This is a genomic window from Marinobacter sp. MBR-105, assembly GCF_053628895.1.
Map to the genome: position 1 here is coordinate 431,109 of NZ_JBRJHG010000001.1, position 17,282 is coordinate 448,390.

Here is a 17,282-nt window from a genome sequence, read left to right on the forward strand (position 1 = left end):
ACGCCCACAGCGCGGAACATTCCAACTGATGAGGGTCCATATCGTGTTAGAAGCCTATCGTGAACACGTTGCCGAACGTGAAGCCCTGGGTATTCCCCCCAAGCCCCTGAACGCCGAGCAGACCGCTGCCCTGGTTGACCTGCTGAAGAACCCGCCGGCCGGTGAAGAAGAAACCCTGGTTTACCTGCTGGAAAACCGCATTCCGCCGGGTGTAGACGAAGCAGCCTACGTTAAGGCTGCTTTCCTGTCTGCCATCGCCAAGGGTGAAGCGTCTTCCCCGCTGGTCAGCAAAGAATACGCTGTGAAGCTGCTGGGCATGATGCAGGGCGGTTACAACATCGAGACCCTGGTTGAGCTGCTGGACGACAGCGAACTGGCCGAACTGGCCGGTGAGCAGCTGAAGAAAACCTTGCTGATGTTCGACGCCTTCAACGACGTGAAGGAAAAGATGGACGCAGGCAACGCCGTTGCCAAGTCTGTGGTTGAGTCCTGGGCCAACGCCGAGTGGTTCACCAACAAGAAGAAGGTTCCCGAGAGCACCAAGATGGTGGTGTTCAAGGTTACCGGCGAAACCAACACTGACGACCTGTCTCCGGCTCCGGATGCCTGGTCCCGCCCGGACATCCCGCTGCACGCCCGCGCTGCCTATAAAATGGAACGTGATGGCCTGAAGCCGGAAGAGCCCGGCGTAACCGGCCCGATGAGCCAGATCGACGAAATCAAGGCCAAGGGCCTGCCCGTTGCCTTCGTTGGTGACGTAGTGGGTACCGGTTCTTCCCGTAAGTCTGCCACTAACTCTGTTCTGTGGTTCTTCGGTGAAGACATCCCGGGCGTGCCGAACAAGCGTGCCGGCGGTGTCTGTATCGGTAACAAGGTTGCCCCGATCTTCTTCAACACCATGGAAGACGCCGGCGCCCTGGTATTCGAAGCCCCGGTCGACAACATGAACATGGGCGACGTCATCGAAATCCGCCCGTACGAAGGCAAGATCCTGAACGAAGCCGGCGAGACCATCTCTGAGTTCAAGTTCAAGTCTGATGTGATCCTGGACGAAGTTCAGGCCGGCGGCCGTATTCCGCTGATCATCGGTCGTGGTCTGACCAACAAGGCCCGCCAGGCTCTGGGCATGGGCGCTACTGACATCTTCCGTCTGCCGAAAGATCCTGAAGCTGGCGACAAGGGCTTCACCCTGGCCCAGAAGATGGTTGGCAAGGCCTGTGGTCTGCCGGAAGGCAAAGGCGTTCGCCCGAACACCTACTGTGAGCCGCACATGACCACCGTAGGCTCCCAGGACACCACTGGCCCGATGACCCGTGACGAGCTGAAAGACCTGGCGTGTCTGGGCTTCCAGGCAGACCTGGTCATGCAGTCCTTCTGTCACACCGCCGCTTATCCGAAGCCGGTTGACGTTGAAATGCAGCACACTCTGCCGGACTTCATCCGCACCCGTGGCGGTGTTTCCCTGCGTCCGGGCGACGGCATCATCCACTCCTGGCTGAACCGCATGCTGCTGCCAGACACCGTAGGTACCGGTGGTGACTCCCACACCCGTTTCCCGATGGGCATCTCCTTCCCGGCCGGTTCTGGCCTGGTGGCCTTTGCCGCTGCTACCGGCGTTATGCCGCTGGATATGCCGGAATCCGTTCTGGTTCGCTTCAAAGGCGAAATGCAGCCGGGCATCACCCTGCGTGACCTGGTACACGCCATCCCGCTGTACGGCATCAAGCAGGGCATGCTGACTGTTGAGAAGAAAGGCAAGATCAACGAATTCTCCGGCCGTATCCTGGAGATCGAAGGTCTGGAGCACCTGACTGTCGAGCAGGCGTTCGAACTGTCTGACGCCTCTGCCGAGCGTTCCGCTGCCGGTTGTACAATCAACCTGTCGGAAGACTCCGTGGCTGAGTACCTGCGCTCGAACATCGTAATGCTGCGCTGGATGATTGCTGAAGGTTACGGCGATCCGCGCACCCTGGAGCGTCGCGCCCAGCAGATGGAAGAGTGGCTGAAAGATCCGAAGCTGATGCGTGCTGATAAAGACGCGGAATACGCCCACGTGATCGAAATCGATCTGGCTGACATCAAAGAGCCGATCGTGTGCTGCCCGAACGATCCGGACGATGCCAAGTTCCTGTCAGAAGTGGCTGGTGACAAGGTAGACGAAGTGTTCATCGGTTCCTGCATGACTAACATTGGTCACTTCCGTGCCGCTGGTAAGCTGCTGGAGCAACACAAGGGCGCCCTGAGCACCCGTCTGTGGATGTCTCCGCCCACCAAGATGGATCAGCAGCAGCTGATGGAAGAAGGCTACTTCAACACCTACGGCACCGCCGGTGTTCGCACCGAGATGCCGGGCTGCTCCCTGTGCATGGGTAACCAGGCACGTGTAGCACCGAAGTCAACGGTTCTGTCTACCTCTACCCGTAACTTCCCGAACCGTCTGGGTGATGGTGCCAACGTGTACCTGACCTCCGCGGAACTGGCAGCTGTGGGCGCGGTACTGGGCAAACTCCCGACTCCGGCGGAGTACATGGAGTACGCCAAGGACCTGAACAGCATGTCCAAAGAGATCTACAAGTATCTCAACTTCGACCAGATGGAAGAGTACACTCAGAAGGCGTCTGAGGCTTCCGTAGCCTGAGATCTTCTGAGGTAGCCTACCTCTGATCTGAAAACGCCAGCCTTCGGGCTGGCGTTTTTTTTGGTCCTGACACACAAACCCATGACCAGCGACACTCCATTATTCAAGGACAAAAAAAGGGCTCCCGAAGGAGCCCCTTATTCAGTGCAGGTGAATTATCACCGTTCGATGTGCTGGTACTCACCGGCATCAGAAGTGGCTAGAGTCACCACAACGATAGCGACAAACGCTGCAATGAAGCCCGGAATAATCTCGTACACACCGGGGCCACCCATGAACTCACCGTTCCAGCCCAGAGAGATCCAGATCATCACGGTGGCTGCACCCACAATCAGGCCAGCCAGTGCGCCTGCACCGTTGGTACGCGGCCAGGTCAGAGCCAGAATGATCAGCGGACCAAAGGCAGCACCGAAGCCCGCCCAGGCGTTACTGACCAGTCCCAGAACCTGGGAATCCGGATCAGACGCGATAAAGGCTGCCACCAGGCCAACCGCCACAACACAGGCCCGGCCAACATTGACACACTCTTTATCCGTGGCTTCCTTGCGCAGGAACAGACGGTAGAAGTCTTCGGTCAGCGAGGCGGAGGAAACCAGCAACTGACTGGAGATGGTACTCATGACTGCCGCCAGCAGCGCGGCGTACAGGAAACCGGTAATCAGCGGGTGGAACAGCAGATCTGACAGAACAATGAAAATGGTTTCCGGATCAGCAACGTCCAGGCCATTACGTACAGCGTAGGCACGGCCAAACACACCCAGCGCGATCGCGCCAATCAGGGAGATGCCCATCCAGGACATACCGATATTACGGGCAGTCCCTACCTCACCCACGGTACGGATAGCCATGAAACGTACGATGATGTGCGGCTGGCCGAAATAGCCGAGCCCCCAGGTAACTGCCGACAACCAGCCAATCACCGTGAGCCCTTCCGTCCACGACAGGAGCGTTGGATCCACACTGTTCAGGGTCTCGGAAGCCTGGGCGAAACCACCACCGCCTTCGCCGAACAGCACTACTGCAGGCATGATGACCAGAGCGAGCATCATGATGCAGCCCTGCACGAAGTCCGTCATGCTCACCGCGAGGAAGCCGCCGACCACGGTGTACGCCAGCACCACACCCAGGGTGATCACAATACCGGCGGCGTAGTCGCTCATGCCACCGAAGTTAAAGATACCAGCGAAGGCGCTTTCAAACAGCTTGCCGCCGGCAACCAGGCCAGAGGCGGTATAAACCGCGAAGAACAGCACGATAACGATGGCGGATACTGTGCGCAGCGGCAGAGCCTTGGTTGGGAAACGGTTGGCCAGAAACGCCGGGATGGTGAGTGCATTGCCATAATGCACGGTCTGCTCCCGCAGCCGGGGTGCAACCACAACCCAGTTAATGAAAGCACCAACAAACAGACCGATACCAATCCAGGCCGAGGCCAGACCGGTAACATAGAGGGCGCCGGGCAAACCCAGCAGCAACCACCCACTCATATCTGATGCGCCGGCTGACAACGCCGCAACTTTAGGACTGAGGGCACGGCCCCCCAGCATGTAATCCTCAGCAGTGGCTGATGATGTGCGCATGGCCCAGAGGCCAATTACGATCATCAGGGCGAAATACGCAAATAGACTGATCCAAACTCCAATAGCCATATGGCTCCTCCGGTTTTATGAGTCGGATAAGATCCGCTCGATTGGCACAACACCAGATCAAAGATCGGCACTGTGTGCCGTTTTTTTGTATGTCTCGGATTCGTCAGACCTGTAGCAAGAATCAACTTGCCGGGATTCCTCATTGAATATAGCTGATCGCCAGATCTTTGCGACCAGCCAGCTCAGCTCCGGAGCCTCGGTCCTCGGGCGATATAAATTAGTATTACTACGGATTCGAGGCTTACAAAATCCTACGATTATTTTGCAGAATCCTACGGGACTGACGTCAAAACCTACGAATCCACGCCTGAATCAGGCCACATGTTCATTCAGTTGTAGCCTGGAAGGTGTAATGCCCCGATGTTTTCTGAGCGCGTTGGTCAGCGCACTTTGCGATGAAAAGCCGGTGCGGTAGCTGATTTCAGAAACCGAAAGCGAAGTCGAGGAGAGTAGTCCAACCGCCTGATCGAGCCGGGTTTGCAGCAGAAACTGATGCGGCGTTGTCCCGGTAACCTGCCGGAAAATCTCATGAAACCGGCTCACACTCAGGCATGCGACACCGGCCAGATCCTGAACGGTTATCTTGCGGTGAAGATTGCCGACGATATAGCGGCGGATGTCCTCGGGATTGAGACTGTTTCTGTTACTGGAAACGGGGGGCCGGTCGACGATGCGCTCAGCCATGCAATGAAGAATACTGGCGGCGAGGTGCTGATGCAGCGCCCGGTTATCCGGTGAACGGTCGAATTCACCGGCGGCAAACTGGACCAACCCCTGAATACGGTTATCCATCTGTACCGTACGCGGCTTCTCAAACAGCCGCATCAACTTGTCGTAGTCCGAGTGCAGTGGTGTCGACAGTGCTGCGCAGAAGGGATCAACATTGATGACCAGCACGTGGTTTTGCTGATCACCACAATAATCGTGGCGCGCCTCTGTAGGTACCAGACAGGCTTTCCAGGTGTCGAGGCAGGCACCGGATCCATCAATGCTCAGCTCCGCCTGCCCGCGCACACCGACCACGATCTGGTGGTGTTCATGGTGATGCTGTTGGGCAGCCGTGGGTAGCTTCAAAAGTTTCGCGTTGAGCATTACTACTGAAAGCCGTTATCGAGAATGTTCCTCAATTAAAGCAGAACATTACAAAAAGTGCACGAAAACACCGGGATTCGCCAGCGATCTGTCTGCTGTCAGTCAGAAACCGGCAGTTTTGCCAGTGCGGTCAGGAGGGCTGATACACTCTCGGATACCTGCTCGAGGGGTAAGGCGGCGTTTACCACATGGTAGCGCCCGGGCATTTCCGTCGCGCGCTCCAGATAGGTTTCCCGTATCCGCTGAAAAAATGCCTGCGCCTCCCGCTCAAACCGGTCAAGCTCACCGCGCTTTCGAGCACGAGCCATACCGGTTTCCACAGGTGCATCCAGCAGGATAACGTGGTCCGGACGCATCTCACCCTGAACCAGAGCCTCAAGCAACGCAATCCGTTCTCTGGAGACGCCACGGCCACCTCCCTGATAGGCGAAGGTGGCATCGGTAAACCGGTCACAGAGAACCCACTTACCGGCGGAAAGTGCCGGGAGGATTCTGTTATGGAGGTGCTGAGCCCTGGCGGCAAACATCAGCAGCAGCTCGGTGGTTTCGTGTACTGACTCCTCTCTGGGGGCCAGCAACAGCTCACGGATGCTTTCTGCCATAGGGGTGCCACCTGGCTCACGGGTCACAATGTAATCAATACCAAGCCGTTCCAGGGTTTTCGCAGCGTTATCCAGCTGTGTTGACTTGCCAACCCCTTCGGTACCCTCGAATGTAATGAATCGCCCTCTGGCCAAAATCATTGCTCTCCGTTACTGCTGGTTTCTGAATCCGGGGCCGGGAATGAACGGTAATCTTCCCGGCGGTTCAGCTGGAACTCACGCACGGCTTTCTGGTGCTCGGCAAGCGTACGGGAAAACTTGTGACTGCCATCCCCCCGGGCGACAAAGTACAGGGCATCGCCGTCATCCGGATGCAACGCGGCATGAATGGATTCTCGTCCCGGTAACGCAATAGGCGTTGGCGGCAGGCCATCAATGCGATACGTGTTATAGGGTGTCCAGGTACGAAGATCACTGCGACCAATCCGGCCCCGATATTTGTCACCCATACCGTAAATAACCGTTGGGTCCGTCTGCAGGCGCATACCCTTCTTCAGGCGCCGGACGAACACACCCGCCACCTGTTGTCGCTCGCCGGCCACTCCGGTTTCACGCTCCACAATCGACGCCATGATCAGTGCCTCATAGGCGTTGTCGTACGGAAGCCCTTCCTCACGGTTCTGCCATTCCTCCTCAAGGACCTCGGTCATGATGTTGTAGGCCCTTTTGAGAATATCGAGATCGGTTTCACCACCGTGAAACAGGTAGGTATCCGGGAAAAACCAGCCCTCGGGATGCTGCCCTTCGGCTCCCAGAGCCGCCATGATCTCCTCATCCGTCCAATCGGTGGTCTGCCTGGTGAGCCTGTCGGTGCGCGCCAGCGCTGCCCGCATCTCGGCAAAGGTCCAGCCCTCGATAAACTGCACGGACCAGAGCTTGACCTTACCTTCTACCATCTGGTTGATCATGTCGACCGGGGTCATACCAGAGGTGAACTCGTAGTCCCCAGCCTTGATCAGAGTCTGCTCCGGGTTCAGGCGCCCGTGAATCCGCAGCCAGAGCGGATCATCCACAAATCCTTTCGCAGCCAGCTCCCGCGCAACGCGACCAAACGCCGTACCGGGCTCGACAGAAAACAGAGTGGGCTCGTCAAGGACAACCGGGGTCTCAAGTGTTTTCAAACCCTGCCAGAGCCAGAGACCACTGCCGGTAACCGCCAGAACAGCAAGAGCAACAATACCTACGAGTAGCTTTTTGAACACGCGCATCAATCCGGTCGCTTATGAGGATCGCAAATTGTCGCAAGCCGGTTGCCCACAGGCAAATCAAGGCCCGCCAGATTGCGAACCGGAACAACTCCAAGCACGCTGTTGGTCAGGTACAGACCCTGGCATTCGCGGCCCAGCAGGTCCTCCACCTGCAGTTCACATTCCCGGAACGGCTCACCCGCCGCGAGCAGGCATTCGATCACCTTTCGGCGCATCACACCGGAAACCGCCAACGAGGCCGCCGGAGGTGTTCTCCAACCATCAGGGCCATGCAGGAATAAATTGGTTCTGGTACCTTCAACTACATGCCCTGCCGCGTTGGTCATCAGCAATTCAAACGTTGGATCCTTCATTTCACGGGCCGCCATTACCTGCTCCAGCCGATTGAGGCTCTTGATGCCAGACAGGAGTGGATTGACCGTCAACGGTACCCGGGAGAAGTCCACCATAACCCCGGTTTCGGGCGGTAGCGGAGGAAGAACAGAATGGAACAGATACAGATGGGGGCTGACATCAGCTGCCGGCCGATATCCGCGGCCACCGCTGCCACGGGTTACCACCAGCTTGAGCACCCAGTGGCTGATGCCATGAATGGCGCCATAGCGCTTCATTGCATGGGCAACCGCTGACTCCAGTTCGGGCCGACTCAGCCGAATACCCAGGCGCCCGGCATCCCGCATCAACCGGTCAAGGTGATAGACCAGCAAAGGCGCGGAATCCCCGTTCACCCTGATGGTTTCGAACAGGCCATCTCCATATGCCAGCCCCCGGTCACCAGGGAGCAGGCAGTCGTCGTCTGCCCAGTAGAGCTTCAACACCCGGGCTCAACCCTCGTAGCGGCTGACGATCAGGGTCCCGTTGGTGCCGCCAAAGCCGAACGAATTCGACAACGCGACCTTCACATCGGCATCTCTGGATTTGTGCGCCACAAAGTCCAGATCACAACCTTCATCCGGATGATCAAGGTTGATGGTGGGCGGCAACACCCCGTCCCGGACTGCCAATACCGAGAATATAGCCTCAACGGCACCCGCGGCGCCCAGCAGGTGTCCGGTCATGGATTTGGTGCTGCTCATGGCCAGTTTTTCCGCATGGCTGCCAAACACCGATTTGACTGCAGCCACCTCAGCCACATCGCCAACCTGAGTGGAGGTTCCATGGGCATTGATGTATCCGACCAGATCCGGGCTGATGCCGGCATCGCGGATGGCATTTCGCATGGAGCGCGCCGCACCCTCACCATCGGCCGGGGGGGCCGTGATGTGATGGGCGTCATCGCTCATACCAAAGCCGATGACTTCGCCGTAAATGGTTGCTCCTCGCGCCCTGGCGTGTTCCAGCTCTTCCAGAACCACAACGCCGGCGCCATCACTGAGTACAAAGCCGTCACGGTCACGATCCCAGGGGCGACTGGCCTTTTCCGGCTCATCATTGCGGGTCGACAGGGCCCGGGCGGAGGAAAATGCCGCCACGCCGCTGCGTGTGGTCGCCATTTCAGAGCCGCCGGCCAGCATGACATCGGCATCGCCGTAGGCGATGGTTCTGGCGGCATAGCCGATATTGTGTGTTCCAGTGGTACAGGCGGTCACGATCGCAATATTCGGCCCCTTGTAGCCGAAACGGATCGCCGCATTACCGGAAATCATATTGATGACGGATGCCGGCACAAAAAACGGCGAAACCTTGCGCGGGCCGGCCTTATCCATCTGAAGAACGTTCTTTTCGATGTATTCCAGGCCACCGATACCTGAACCTATGGCAATCCCTACCCGCTCCTTGTCGAGCTTGCTGTATTGCTCAAGGCCGCTGTCATCTACCGCCTGCTGCGCTGCAATCAGGCCATAGTGAATAAAGGCATCCAGCTTTCGCGCTTCCTTGCTGGACAACCAGGGCTCGATATCAAGATCCTTGACGGCACCGCCAATGCGAGTGGTGTACTCGGACGCGTCAAAGCGGTCAATCAGTCCGATGCCACTGCGTCCGGCACGAATGGCTTCCCAGGAAGACGTCACATCATTCCCCACCGGAGAAAGCATACCCATTCCCGTGATGACAACCCGTCGCTTGCTCATATCCCCAATCACCCGATTGTTCCGTCTCTGATGGTTCACTGCTGGCCAATGTCCGACCAATAAAAAAGCCGTCCTTCAATAAGCCCAAAGGACGGCTTTTGCCTGGCTATCTGATTCGCAGGGTATCAGGTGTGCGCGACAATGTAGTCGATCGCGTCCTGAACGGTGCCCAGCTTTTCGGCCTCTTCGTCAGGAATCTCTGTCTCGAATTCCTCTTCCAGGGCCATAACCAGCTCAACAGTGTCCAGTGAGTCAGCGCCAAGATCCTCTACAAAAGAAGATGTGTTCTGAACTTCGGACTCTTTCACGCCCAACTGCTCACAAACAATCTTCTTAACGCGCTCTTCAACTGTACTCATAATGTCCTCACTTTATGTGTCAACCAAGCAACTCTATGGCTGCCAGTTTAGTTTAAACCCCACCTGCAAACAAGCAGGGATTCTGTCAAACATGTTGTGCGACAAGGGGTTGCACACCAGCCCGGAACGGACTTAACCCATGTACATGCCGCCATTCACATGAATGGTTTCTCCGGTTACGTAAGCGGCGCCGTCCGATGCCAGGAAAGCCACCACAGCGGCAACCTCCTCCGGCGACCCCAGGCGACCAGCCGGTATGATTTCCAGCATAGCCTCACGCTGCTTATCGTCCAGTTTTTTGGTCATGTCTGTGTCAATAAAACCAGGTGCCACGCAGTTCGCCGTGATACCGCGGTTAGACATTTCCTTGGCCAGGCTACGGGTAAAACCCTCAACACCGGCCTTCGCCGCACAGTAATTGCCCTGCCCGGGATTTCCCATACCAGCAACCACTGAGCTGATATTGATGATTCTGCCCCAACGGGCTTTCGCCATACCACGCAATACCGCCTTGCTGGTGCGATAGACGCTGGACAGGTTGGTTTCCAGAACCTCAGACCAGTCATCGTCTTTCAAGCGCATCAGAAGGTTATCACGGGTGATGCCGGCATTATTGACCAGAATCAGGGGCGCACCTGATTGCTCGGCAAGCTGCTTGAGGCCAGCCTCGATGCTCTCGGGCTCTGCCACATTCATAACAATGCCATAGCCACTGAAACCCGCTTCTTTCAGGCCATCGGTAATGGCCTGGGCCCCCTCGGCACTGGTCGCGGTACCCACCACTTCGGCTCCCTGCCGGGCAAGTTCATGAGCAATGGCTTTGCCAATGCCTCGACTGGCGCCGGTTACCAATGCAACTTTGCCTTCCAAAGACATAATTCACTCCGTGTAATCAGGACTGACCAAAGGCCTTAAGGGCTTCAGCCAGAGAATCAGGACTCTCGATGCCGTGAACCGGCAGAGAACGATCGATACGTTTGATCAAACCGGCCAGTACCTTGCCGGCGCCACACTCAACAGCCACACCCACCCCTTCGGTAGACAGCCGCTGTACCGAGTTTGTCCACAGCACCGGTGAGTATAGCTGCTTGAGCAGATTAGCTTTCAGCACCTCTGCATCCCTTGCCGGCTCAGCATTGACATTCTGGACAACGGGAATGACAGCATCGTTAAACCGAATATCCTCAAGGGCTTCAGCCAACTGTTCCGCCGCCCCCTTCATGAGCGCACAGTGGGAGGGAACCGAAACCGGCAACGGCATGGCCTTGCGGGCACCTTTGGCTTTGCAGGCTTCAATGGCCCTTTCAACGGCCGCTGCGCTACCGGCAATAACCACCTGGCCCGGCGCGTTAAAATTCACTGCGGCAACCACATCACCTTCAGCAGACTCCTCACACGCCGACACCACATCCGAGTCCTCAAGACCCAGAATGGCCGCCATACGCCCCTGCCCTTCAGGCACGGCATCCTGCATCAGTTCACCGCGCAGCTGAACCAGCTTTACAGCTTCAATAAAATCCAGGCTTTCCGCCGCCACCAGGGCGCTGTATTCACCCAGACTGTGGCCAGCAACAAAATCCGGCCGGGGGCCGTCAGATACACACCACTGCCGCCACAGCCCAACACTTGCGGTCAGCAGAGCAGGCTGAGTAACCATGGTTTTATTGAGCTCTTCGGCGGGGCCATGCTGACAAAGATGCCACAGGTCATAGCCAAGAACGTTGGACGCCTCGTCAAACGTTTCGGTGATCATCGGCCACGCTTCAGCGGCAGCAGATAACATGCCGAGTGACTGGGAGCCTTGTCCGGGAAAAACAAACGCTGATTTCATAAGCGGAATCTTATCGTCATTGAAGGGTTACTGAAGATTAGCCAATAGTACAATCAGGGCCAATTATCCGCGAATAAGAGCCGGGATGCGGGACGACTTTAGTCGCGCTCCCGGTAACGAGGAGGGATCATAACATCAGATCATCGAGTCTTTCGTTGATCCTTCGTGGCACTTCCAGCTGAACCTCACGAACGGCCTGCCGGATCGCCGCCAGCATCGCCCGCTCATTGGCGTTGCCGTGACTCTTGATGACCACACCCTGCAACCCGAGCAGACTGGCGCCATTGTGCCTGGAAGGGTCCATCAATTGCAGAAGTCGCCCGATAATCGGCCTGGCCAGCAAGCCCACAAAACGACCGTACATGGAGCGTGTGAATGCCTGCTCCAGCAATTCGATCAACAGGCCGGCAACCCCCTCTCCGGTCTTGAGGGCTATATTGCCCACGAAACCGTCACACACTACAACATCGGCGACATCGCGAAAAAGGTCACTTCCCTCGACATAACCGATGTAGTTGATGGTGTCGCACTGGGCCAGCATGTGTGATGCGAGCCGGACCTGTTCATTACCCTTGATTTCTTCCTCACCGACATTCAGCAGTGCCACCCGTGGCTCGGACTGGCGGCAGATAGCGGATGCCATCAGGGACCCCATCAGGGCGTACTGGTAGAGATTCTCCGCTGTGGAATCGACGTTGGCACCAAGATCCAGGACATGGCAACGGCCACGCAGAGAGGGGATCAGCTTTGCGATGGCAGGACGTTCAATCCCGGGATACATCCGAATGATCGAGCGACCGAATGCCATCAGCGCACCGGTATTTCCGGCACTGACACAGCCCTGCGCTTCTCCGTCCCGCACGAGACTGAGCGCAATGGCCATAGAGGAGTTTTTCTTGTGGCGGAGGGCATGGGAAGGCCGCTCGTTCATACGAACGACGTCGGCAGCCTCAACAATGCGAATACGGGCATGCCCCTCATGCAACAAAGCCTCGAGCTCGCTCCGGATTCCCACCAGAACAAGACTCAAGGCTTCGTTTTCACGCACTGCTTCCAGCGCAGCATGGACGACAACCGCGGCACCGCGATCACCGCTCATAGCATCAATGGCAATGGTGACCGGCGTGTTCACCACTCGTCCATGCGGCACAGGTCAGAAGAAATTCCCGACGAATTACTCGTCGCGAGCCTCAACCACCTGCTTGCCACGGTAGAAACCGTCTGGAGACACGTGATGGCGACGATGAACTTCACCAGTTGTTGCGTCGGTAGACAGAGCAGCAGCACTCAGTGCGTCGTGTGAACGGCGCATGCCACGCTTTGAACGAGTTTTGCGATTTTGCTGTACAGCCATGGTTATGCTCCTGACCTATTTTCGAATACGTTAATGCTTTGTCGTCTTAAGTCCCGCCAGAACACTGAACGGGTTCTCTTTTCTTTGCTCTGTCTCGGGCTCTTCGGCAGCCTCGGGCTCTTCGAGCGCTTCAAGATCTTCTTTTGCCGGACACTCCTCCCGCTCGTGGAGCGGAAATGGCGGCAGCACCAGAAGCAACTCGTCTTCCACCATTGCCCAGAGATCGGCGTTGAAATCTTCTACCAGAAATGGCTCCAACGCTTTCGGCAACCGCTGCGCCTGCTCATCACTGATGACCAGACCGAGATCAAAACGGGATTCCAGAGTCACCTGCATGTCACCCATGCAGCGCTGGCATTCCAGAATGACCGGCGCAGACAACTCACCCGACACTATCCGGCGACGCTCCCCATCCCGATAGAAAGACAGCTTTACGCTGCACTCACCATCTTCTGGCAGTCCCGGCACAGCTTCACGAAAACGAGAAAGCCCCCTGAAAGGAATCACCCCTTCAAGCGTTGTGTTCTGCTCTGCCAACTTGTTTGGGTCGACAGATCTGGGCAGTTCGACGATCGGCGCTTTGGACATAGGCGCGCAATTTTAGGGGCGAGACCCGCCTCTGTCAAAGACTTAATCGACTTTCTGCCGGGCCTTTCGCCCGGAATAGGGGTATTTTACGATATGAGCCCCAAAGAACTCCCATATCCAACCGACCGGACCTGAAACCCCATGCTTCCTCCCAAGCTGCTACTGGCCTCTTCCTCACCCTACCGCACGCAATTGCTGGCCCGGCTCGACCTCGCGTTCGACACTGCCAGCCCCGACATTGACGAAACCCCCATTCCAGGAGAAGCAGCCGAAGCCCTGGCCGTCCGGCTTGCAGAAAGCAAAGCAAAAGCTCTCGCCCCGCGCTTTCCGGACCATATCATCATCGGCTCCGACCAGGTGGCGGCATTACCGGATGGCAGCCTGCTGAGCAAACCCGGCCACTACGACACAGCAAAACAGCAATTGATGCGAAGCAGTGGCAACCGGGTGCGCTTTCTCACCGGTCTGGCCGTTCTGGATACCCGAAGCGGCAACCTTCAAACTCACTGCGAACCGTTTGAGGTGCACTTCAGGGACTTACAGGAAGAGGAAATTGAAGGCTACCTGCAGAAAGAGCAGCCTTACGACTGCGCGGGCAGCTTTAAGATGGAAGGTCTTGGCATCGCCCTTTTCAGCCGCCTTCAGGGCGACGATCCCAACAGCCTGATCGGCCTACCGCTGATTGCGCTCACCCGTATACTGAGAGAGCTGGGCATCAATCCATTGCTGGACTGATGCCCGAGGCAACTTATCGGAGCTCCAGTCGTGACTCCATCAACCGGGTTGCGACACCTTCACCAACGGCCACCCCCAGCTGATCCACAAACTCCTGAAAAGGAGAGCGGCTGCGACTGTAATCGACAAGCTCCTCTTCGCCCACCAACTGGCGCGCGACCCAGGATGAACTGCCCAGACCATCTACAAGCCCCAGCTCAACCGCCTGCTCACCACTCCAGACCAGGCCACTGAACAGCCTGGGGTCATCCGCCAGGCGATCGCCACGTCCCTGCCTGACCGCTTCGATGAACTGCTTGTGGGTGTTTTCAAGCACACTCTGCCAGAACGCAACCTCTTCCTCCTGCTCCGGCGAGAACGGGTCCAGGAAAGCCTTGTTGTCACCTGCGGTATAGAGACGACGATCCACGCCAATCTTTTCCATCGCCTCAGTGAAGCCAAAACCACCGGCCACTACACCAATCGATCCGACCAGACTGGCCCGGTTGGCGTATATCTCATCGGCTGCTGCGGCAATGTAATAAGCGCCCGATGCACCAATATCAGAAATCACCGCGTAGATCTTCTTGTCGGGATACTCCTCCCTCAACCGCTTGATCTCGTCATAGACATAGCCGGACTGCACCGGACTGCCGCCCGGACTGTTAATCCGCAGCACAACCGCCTTCGAGCTCTCGGCCTCAAACGCGGCACGCAATGCCCCGACCAGGTTATCTGCACTGGCCAGCTCATCAGCAGCAATCGGGCCACTCACCTCTACCAGCGCGGTATGGCTTCCCACTGTGGCCCCGACGCCTTCTCCGAAGGGCGCACGAATCATGAACAGCAGCGCAAACAGATATCCGAACGTGAGTAGCTTGAAGAAAATACCCCAACGACGACTGCGTCGCTGCTCTGCCTGCAAGGACATCACCAGCTTTTCAATCAGACGCCAATCACGCCCCGTCTCCGGCGGCATCGACGGCTTCCTGCTGCCAAACAAGCCACCTCGGGCGCCCCGGGCTTCTGACTCAACGGGCTTGTCGCCCCACTCCGACTGCTTATCCGAATCCCACTCGCTCATTCGTCTTCCTTACTTGCAACGTCCTGCTGTTAGCGCAGACCCAACACCTTCCGGAGGTCCGCCACTGAGTTCACCACTGCATGAGGATCATAGGTCTCAAGCACATCACGCTTATGCACCCCCCACTCCACACCGATGGAGGGCATGCCAATACGCTGAGCCATCTCCAGATCGTAACGGGTATCGCCAATCATCACAGCCTCTTCCGGTTCATAGCCGTAGAACGCCAGGATTTCCTCCAGCATCAACGGATGCGGCTTGGACCGGGTTTCATCCGCACAGCGCGTGATATCAAAATGCGACCCCAGACCACTGGAGGTCAACGCCAATTCAAGACCCCGCCGACTCTTGCCAGTCGCCACCGAACACCCACGCCCGGAACCCCGGAGATCGGCAACCACATCGGCCATGCCGTCGAACACATTCTGGGGCGTGGTCACCTTCTTGAAGAAGTAACCGGCATAACCTTCACGAATACGAACCATCTCCTCACGACTCAGCCCTGGATACAATTTCTCCAACGCCTCAATCATGCCCAGACCAATAATATCGCGATAGGCCTCTCGCTCCAGCTCTGGATACCCCAGCTCCGTTGCCGCCTGGTGCAGGCTGTCAGCGATATGGTCCACTGAATCAATCAGCGTTCCGTCCCAGTCAAAAATAACGACTTTTACCTTCATCAAGACCGCTTCCCGCTTCGCTTGGTCAATTCTTCGAGCACCCCGGAAAAGGGCCCGTCGTATACTGCTTCCAGCCGCATGGGCTCGCCCGAACCCGGAAGCGAAAACTCAAGAGCCCTGGCGTGCAACATCAAGCGCTGCCCACCAATGGCCCGGAAAGCTTTCAGGCTCGCATCATCCATATACTTGTCATCCCCGGCAATCGGATGACCCGCCCAGGCACTGTGTACCCGAATCTGGTGAGTTCTTCCGGTCACCGGCGATGCCTCAACAAGACTATACCCCTGAAATCGCTGCAAACAGGTAAACAAAGTCAGGGAACTCTTGCCCTCCTCACTGACCCGAACCCGACGCTCGCCATTAGGCATCTCAAAACGCAACAGTGGCTCAGCAACACGATCAACATTTTCCGGCCAACTGCCGACCACCAGAGCGTGGTAATACTTGCAAATCCGCTTCTGCCGCAGCTCATCCTGCAAAAACCGTAACGCGGATCGCTTTTTGGCCACCATTACCAGACCAGACGTATCGCGATCCAGACGATGAACCAGTTCAAGGAACCTGGCTTCCGGCCGGGCCGAGCGCAACACTTCAATCAAACCGAAACTCAGTCCGCTTCCACCATGAACCGCTATACCGGAGGGCTTGTTCACCACCAGCATTTCATCGTTCTCGAAAACGACCGCAGCCTCCATAACCCCCTGCACCCGACTGCCGGGCCTGGGCTGCTCCGCCCTGGCCTGCTGCACCAGCGGCGGAATTCTGACCACATCCCCCGGATTAAGACGGGTATCAGGCTTTACACGCCCTTTGTTTACCCGCACCTCACCCTTTCTGACAATGCGGTAGACAATGCTTTTAGGCACCCCCCGCAATCGTGCAAGCAGGAAATTATCCACCCGCTGCCCTGCCATATCCTCATCAACGGTAATCCACTGAACCTCTGTCGCCACCTTTCCCGGAACACGATCAGTCCCCGTTTTTACAACGGCCTTTCCGACTTCACGGACCTTCCCACTGGGGGGGCGACGACCCTTTGTCTTACGGGAATCGGGGGAGCGCGACATGTAAACCCTTGCGTTGATGAATTGCGGCATCGTATGGCCGCCCCAGCATACCGGGACGGACGCAACTGAGGAGTTGCCTGGCCACGCCGTACCTGTTATATTCCGGCGTGCTCTGCCGTTTGTCTACGGCCTGACGAACTCTGGTCAGAAGCCGGAGCGGCAGCAGTATACCGATACTGATTAAGAGTTTGAACGCTGCAAAACCAATCATTAACGGATGCAGCGGGAAACAGACTCCCGGAATCACAGGCCAGACCGAGAAAGGCTGTTACCTGCTCCGGGAGAGGAAAACCGACTGGAAAACCGTCGGGCGACATCGCGAAGAATCATTGCCACGCAAACCC

Annotated in this window: 17 protein-coding genes; 2 read left to right on the forward strand and 15 right to left on the reverse strand. The window is 57.1% G+C overall.

Going from position 1 to position 17,282, the window contains the following annotated elements; genetic code table 11:
- The first annotated feature begins 43 nt into the window (after positions 1 to 43).
- A complete protein-coding gene (gene acnB / locus ACSSVV_RS02075; RefSeq protein WP_454105538.1) occupies positions 44 to 2,638 on the forward strand; it encodes a bifunctional aconitate hydratase 2/2-methylisocitrate dehydratase in 2,595 nt (864 codons plus the stop codon).
- A gap of 158 nt (positions 2,639 to 2,796) precedes the next feature.
- Here the strand turns inward: acnB and putP are convergent, their stop codons facing one another.
- The 12 genes from putP to ACSSVV_RS02135 form a co-directional block, all read right to left on the reverse strand.
- Positions 2,797 to 4,287 carry a sodium/proline symporter PutP gene (gene putP / locus ACSSVV_RS02080; RefSeq protein ID WP_011785336.1) on the reverse strand — a complete coding sequence of 497 codons (1,491 nt, stop codon included), beginning with the start codon at positions 4,285 to 4,287 and terminating at the stop codon, positions 2,797 to 2,799.
- A 312-nt stretch (positions 4,288 to 4,599) separates the two neighbouring features.
- Positions 4,600 to 5,379, reverse strand: a complete 780-nt coding sequence (locus ACSSVV_RS02085; RefSeq protein ID WP_011785337.1) for an AraC family transcriptional regulator — start codon at positions 5,377 to 5,379, stop codon at positions 4,600 to 4,602.
- Positions 5,380 to 5,477: 98 nt separating this feature from the next.
- On the reverse strand, positions 5,478 to 6,122 hold the full coding sequence (gene tmk, locus ACSSVV_RS02090) for a dTMP kinase (protein WP_011785338.1): 645 nt from the start codon (positions 6,120 to 6,122) through the stop codon (positions 5,478 to 5,480).
- Positions 6,119 to 7,189 (reverse strand): endolytic transglycosylase MltG, encoded by a 1,071-nt coding sequence (mltG, locus tag ACSSVV_RS02095; protein WP_011785339.1) that lies wholly within the window; start codon positions 7,187 to 7,189, stop codon positions 6,119 to 6,121. The genes tmk and mltG overlap by 4 nt, the downstream gene beginning before the upstream one ends.
- Entirely contained in the window at positions 7,189 to 8,007 is an 819-nt protein-coding gene (gene pabC, locus ACSSVV_RS02100) for an aminodeoxychorismate lyase (RefSeq protein ID WP_011785340.1), read from the reverse strand. The genes mltG and pabC overlap by 1 nt, the downstream gene beginning before the upstream one ends.
- Before the next feature lie 6 nt (positions 8,008 to 8,013).
- Positions 8,014 to 9,261: a beta-ketoacyl-ACP synthase II gene (gene fabF / locus ACSSVV_RS02105; protein ID WP_011785341.1), complete on the reverse strand. Its 1,248-nt coding sequence runs from the start codon at positions 9,259 to 9,261 to the stop codon at positions 8,014 to 8,016.
- Between the two features lie 125 nt (positions 9,262 to 9,386).
- Positions 9,387 to 9,620, reverse strand: coding sequence for an acyl carrier protein (acpP, locus tag ACSSVV_RS02110; protein WP_008938713.1), 234 nt, complete (start codon positions 9,618 to 9,620; stop codon positions 9,387 to 9,389).
- A gap of 132 nt (positions 9,621 to 9,752) precedes the next feature.
- On the reverse strand, positions 9,753 to 10,496 hold the full coding sequence (gene fabG, locus ACSSVV_RS02115) for a 3-oxoacyl-ACP reductase FabG (protein WP_011785342.1): 744 nt from the start codon (positions 10,494 to 10,496) through the stop codon (positions 9,753 to 9,755).
- 16 nt (positions 10,497 to 10,512) lie between these two features.
- Positions 10,513 to 11,451, reverse strand: a complete 939-nt coding sequence (gene fabD / locus ACSSVV_RS02120) for an ACP S-malonyltransferase (RefSeq protein ID WP_011785343.1) — start codon at positions 11,449 to 11,451, stop codon at positions 10,513 to 10,515.
- Positions 11,452 to 11,578: 127 nt separating this feature from the next.
- The gene (gene plsX, locus ACSSVV_RS02125) at positions 11,579 to 12,583 is read right to left on the reverse strand and encodes a phosphate acyltransferase PlsX (RefSeq protein WP_014421134.1); all 1,005 of its coding nucleotides are present in this window, start codon (positions 12,581 to 12,583) and stop codon (positions 11,579 to 11,581) included.
- 42 nt (positions 12,584 to 12,625) lie between these two features.
- On the reverse strand, positions 12,626 to 12,805 hold the full coding sequence (gene rpmF / locus ACSSVV_RS02130) for a 50S ribosomal protein L32 (protein WP_011785345.1): 180 nt from the start codon (positions 12,803 to 12,805) through the stop codon (positions 12,626 to 12,628).
- A gap of 30 nt (positions 12,806 to 12,835) precedes the next feature.
- A complete protein-coding gene (locus ACSSVV_RS02135) occupies positions 12,836 to 13,393 on the reverse strand; it encodes a YceD family protein (RefSeq protein ID WP_011785346.1) in 558 nt (185 codons plus the stop codon).
- A 141-nt stretch (positions 13,394 to 13,534) separates the two neighbouring features.
- On the opposite strand from ACSSVV_RS02135, the gene ACSSVV_RS02140 reads away from it, so the two are divergent.
- Positions 13,535 to 14,128, forward strand: coding sequence for a Maf family protein (locus ACSSVV_RS02140; RefSeq protein ID WP_454105487.1), 594 nt, complete (start codon positions 13,535 to 13,537; stop codon positions 14,126 to 14,128).
- 13 nt (positions 14,129 to 14,141) lie between these two features.
- Here ACSSVV_RS02140 and ACSSVV_RS02145 read toward each other — a convergent pair whose 3' ends face one another.
- Genes ACSSVV_RS02145 through rluC form a run of 3 tightly spaced genes read right to left on the reverse strand, consistent with a single transcriptional unit; the run spans position 14,142 to position 16,938 of the window.
- The gene (locus ACSSVV_RS02145) at positions 14,142 to 15,191 is read right to left on the reverse strand and encodes a S49 family peptidase (RefSeq protein ID WP_022991761.1); all 1,050 of its coding nucleotides are present in this window, start codon (positions 15,189 to 15,191) and stop codon (positions 14,142 to 14,144) included.
- Between the two features lie 29 nt (positions 15,192 to 15,220).
- Positions 15,221 to 15,871 (reverse strand): HAD family hydrolase, encoded by a 651-nt coding sequence (locus ACSSVV_RS02150; RefSeq protein WP_023009931.1) that lies wholly within the window; start codon positions 15,869 to 15,871, stop codon positions 15,221 to 15,223.
- A complete protein-coding gene (gene rluC, locus ACSSVV_RS02155) occupies positions 15,871 to 16,938 on the reverse strand; it encodes a 23S rRNA pseudouridine(955/2504/2580) synthase RluC (protein WP_454105488.1) in 1,068 nt (355 codons plus the stop codon). The genes ACSSVV_RS02150 and rluC overlap by 1 nt, the downstream gene beginning before the upstream one ends.
- Positions 16,939 to 17,282 lie beyond the last annotated feature (344 nt).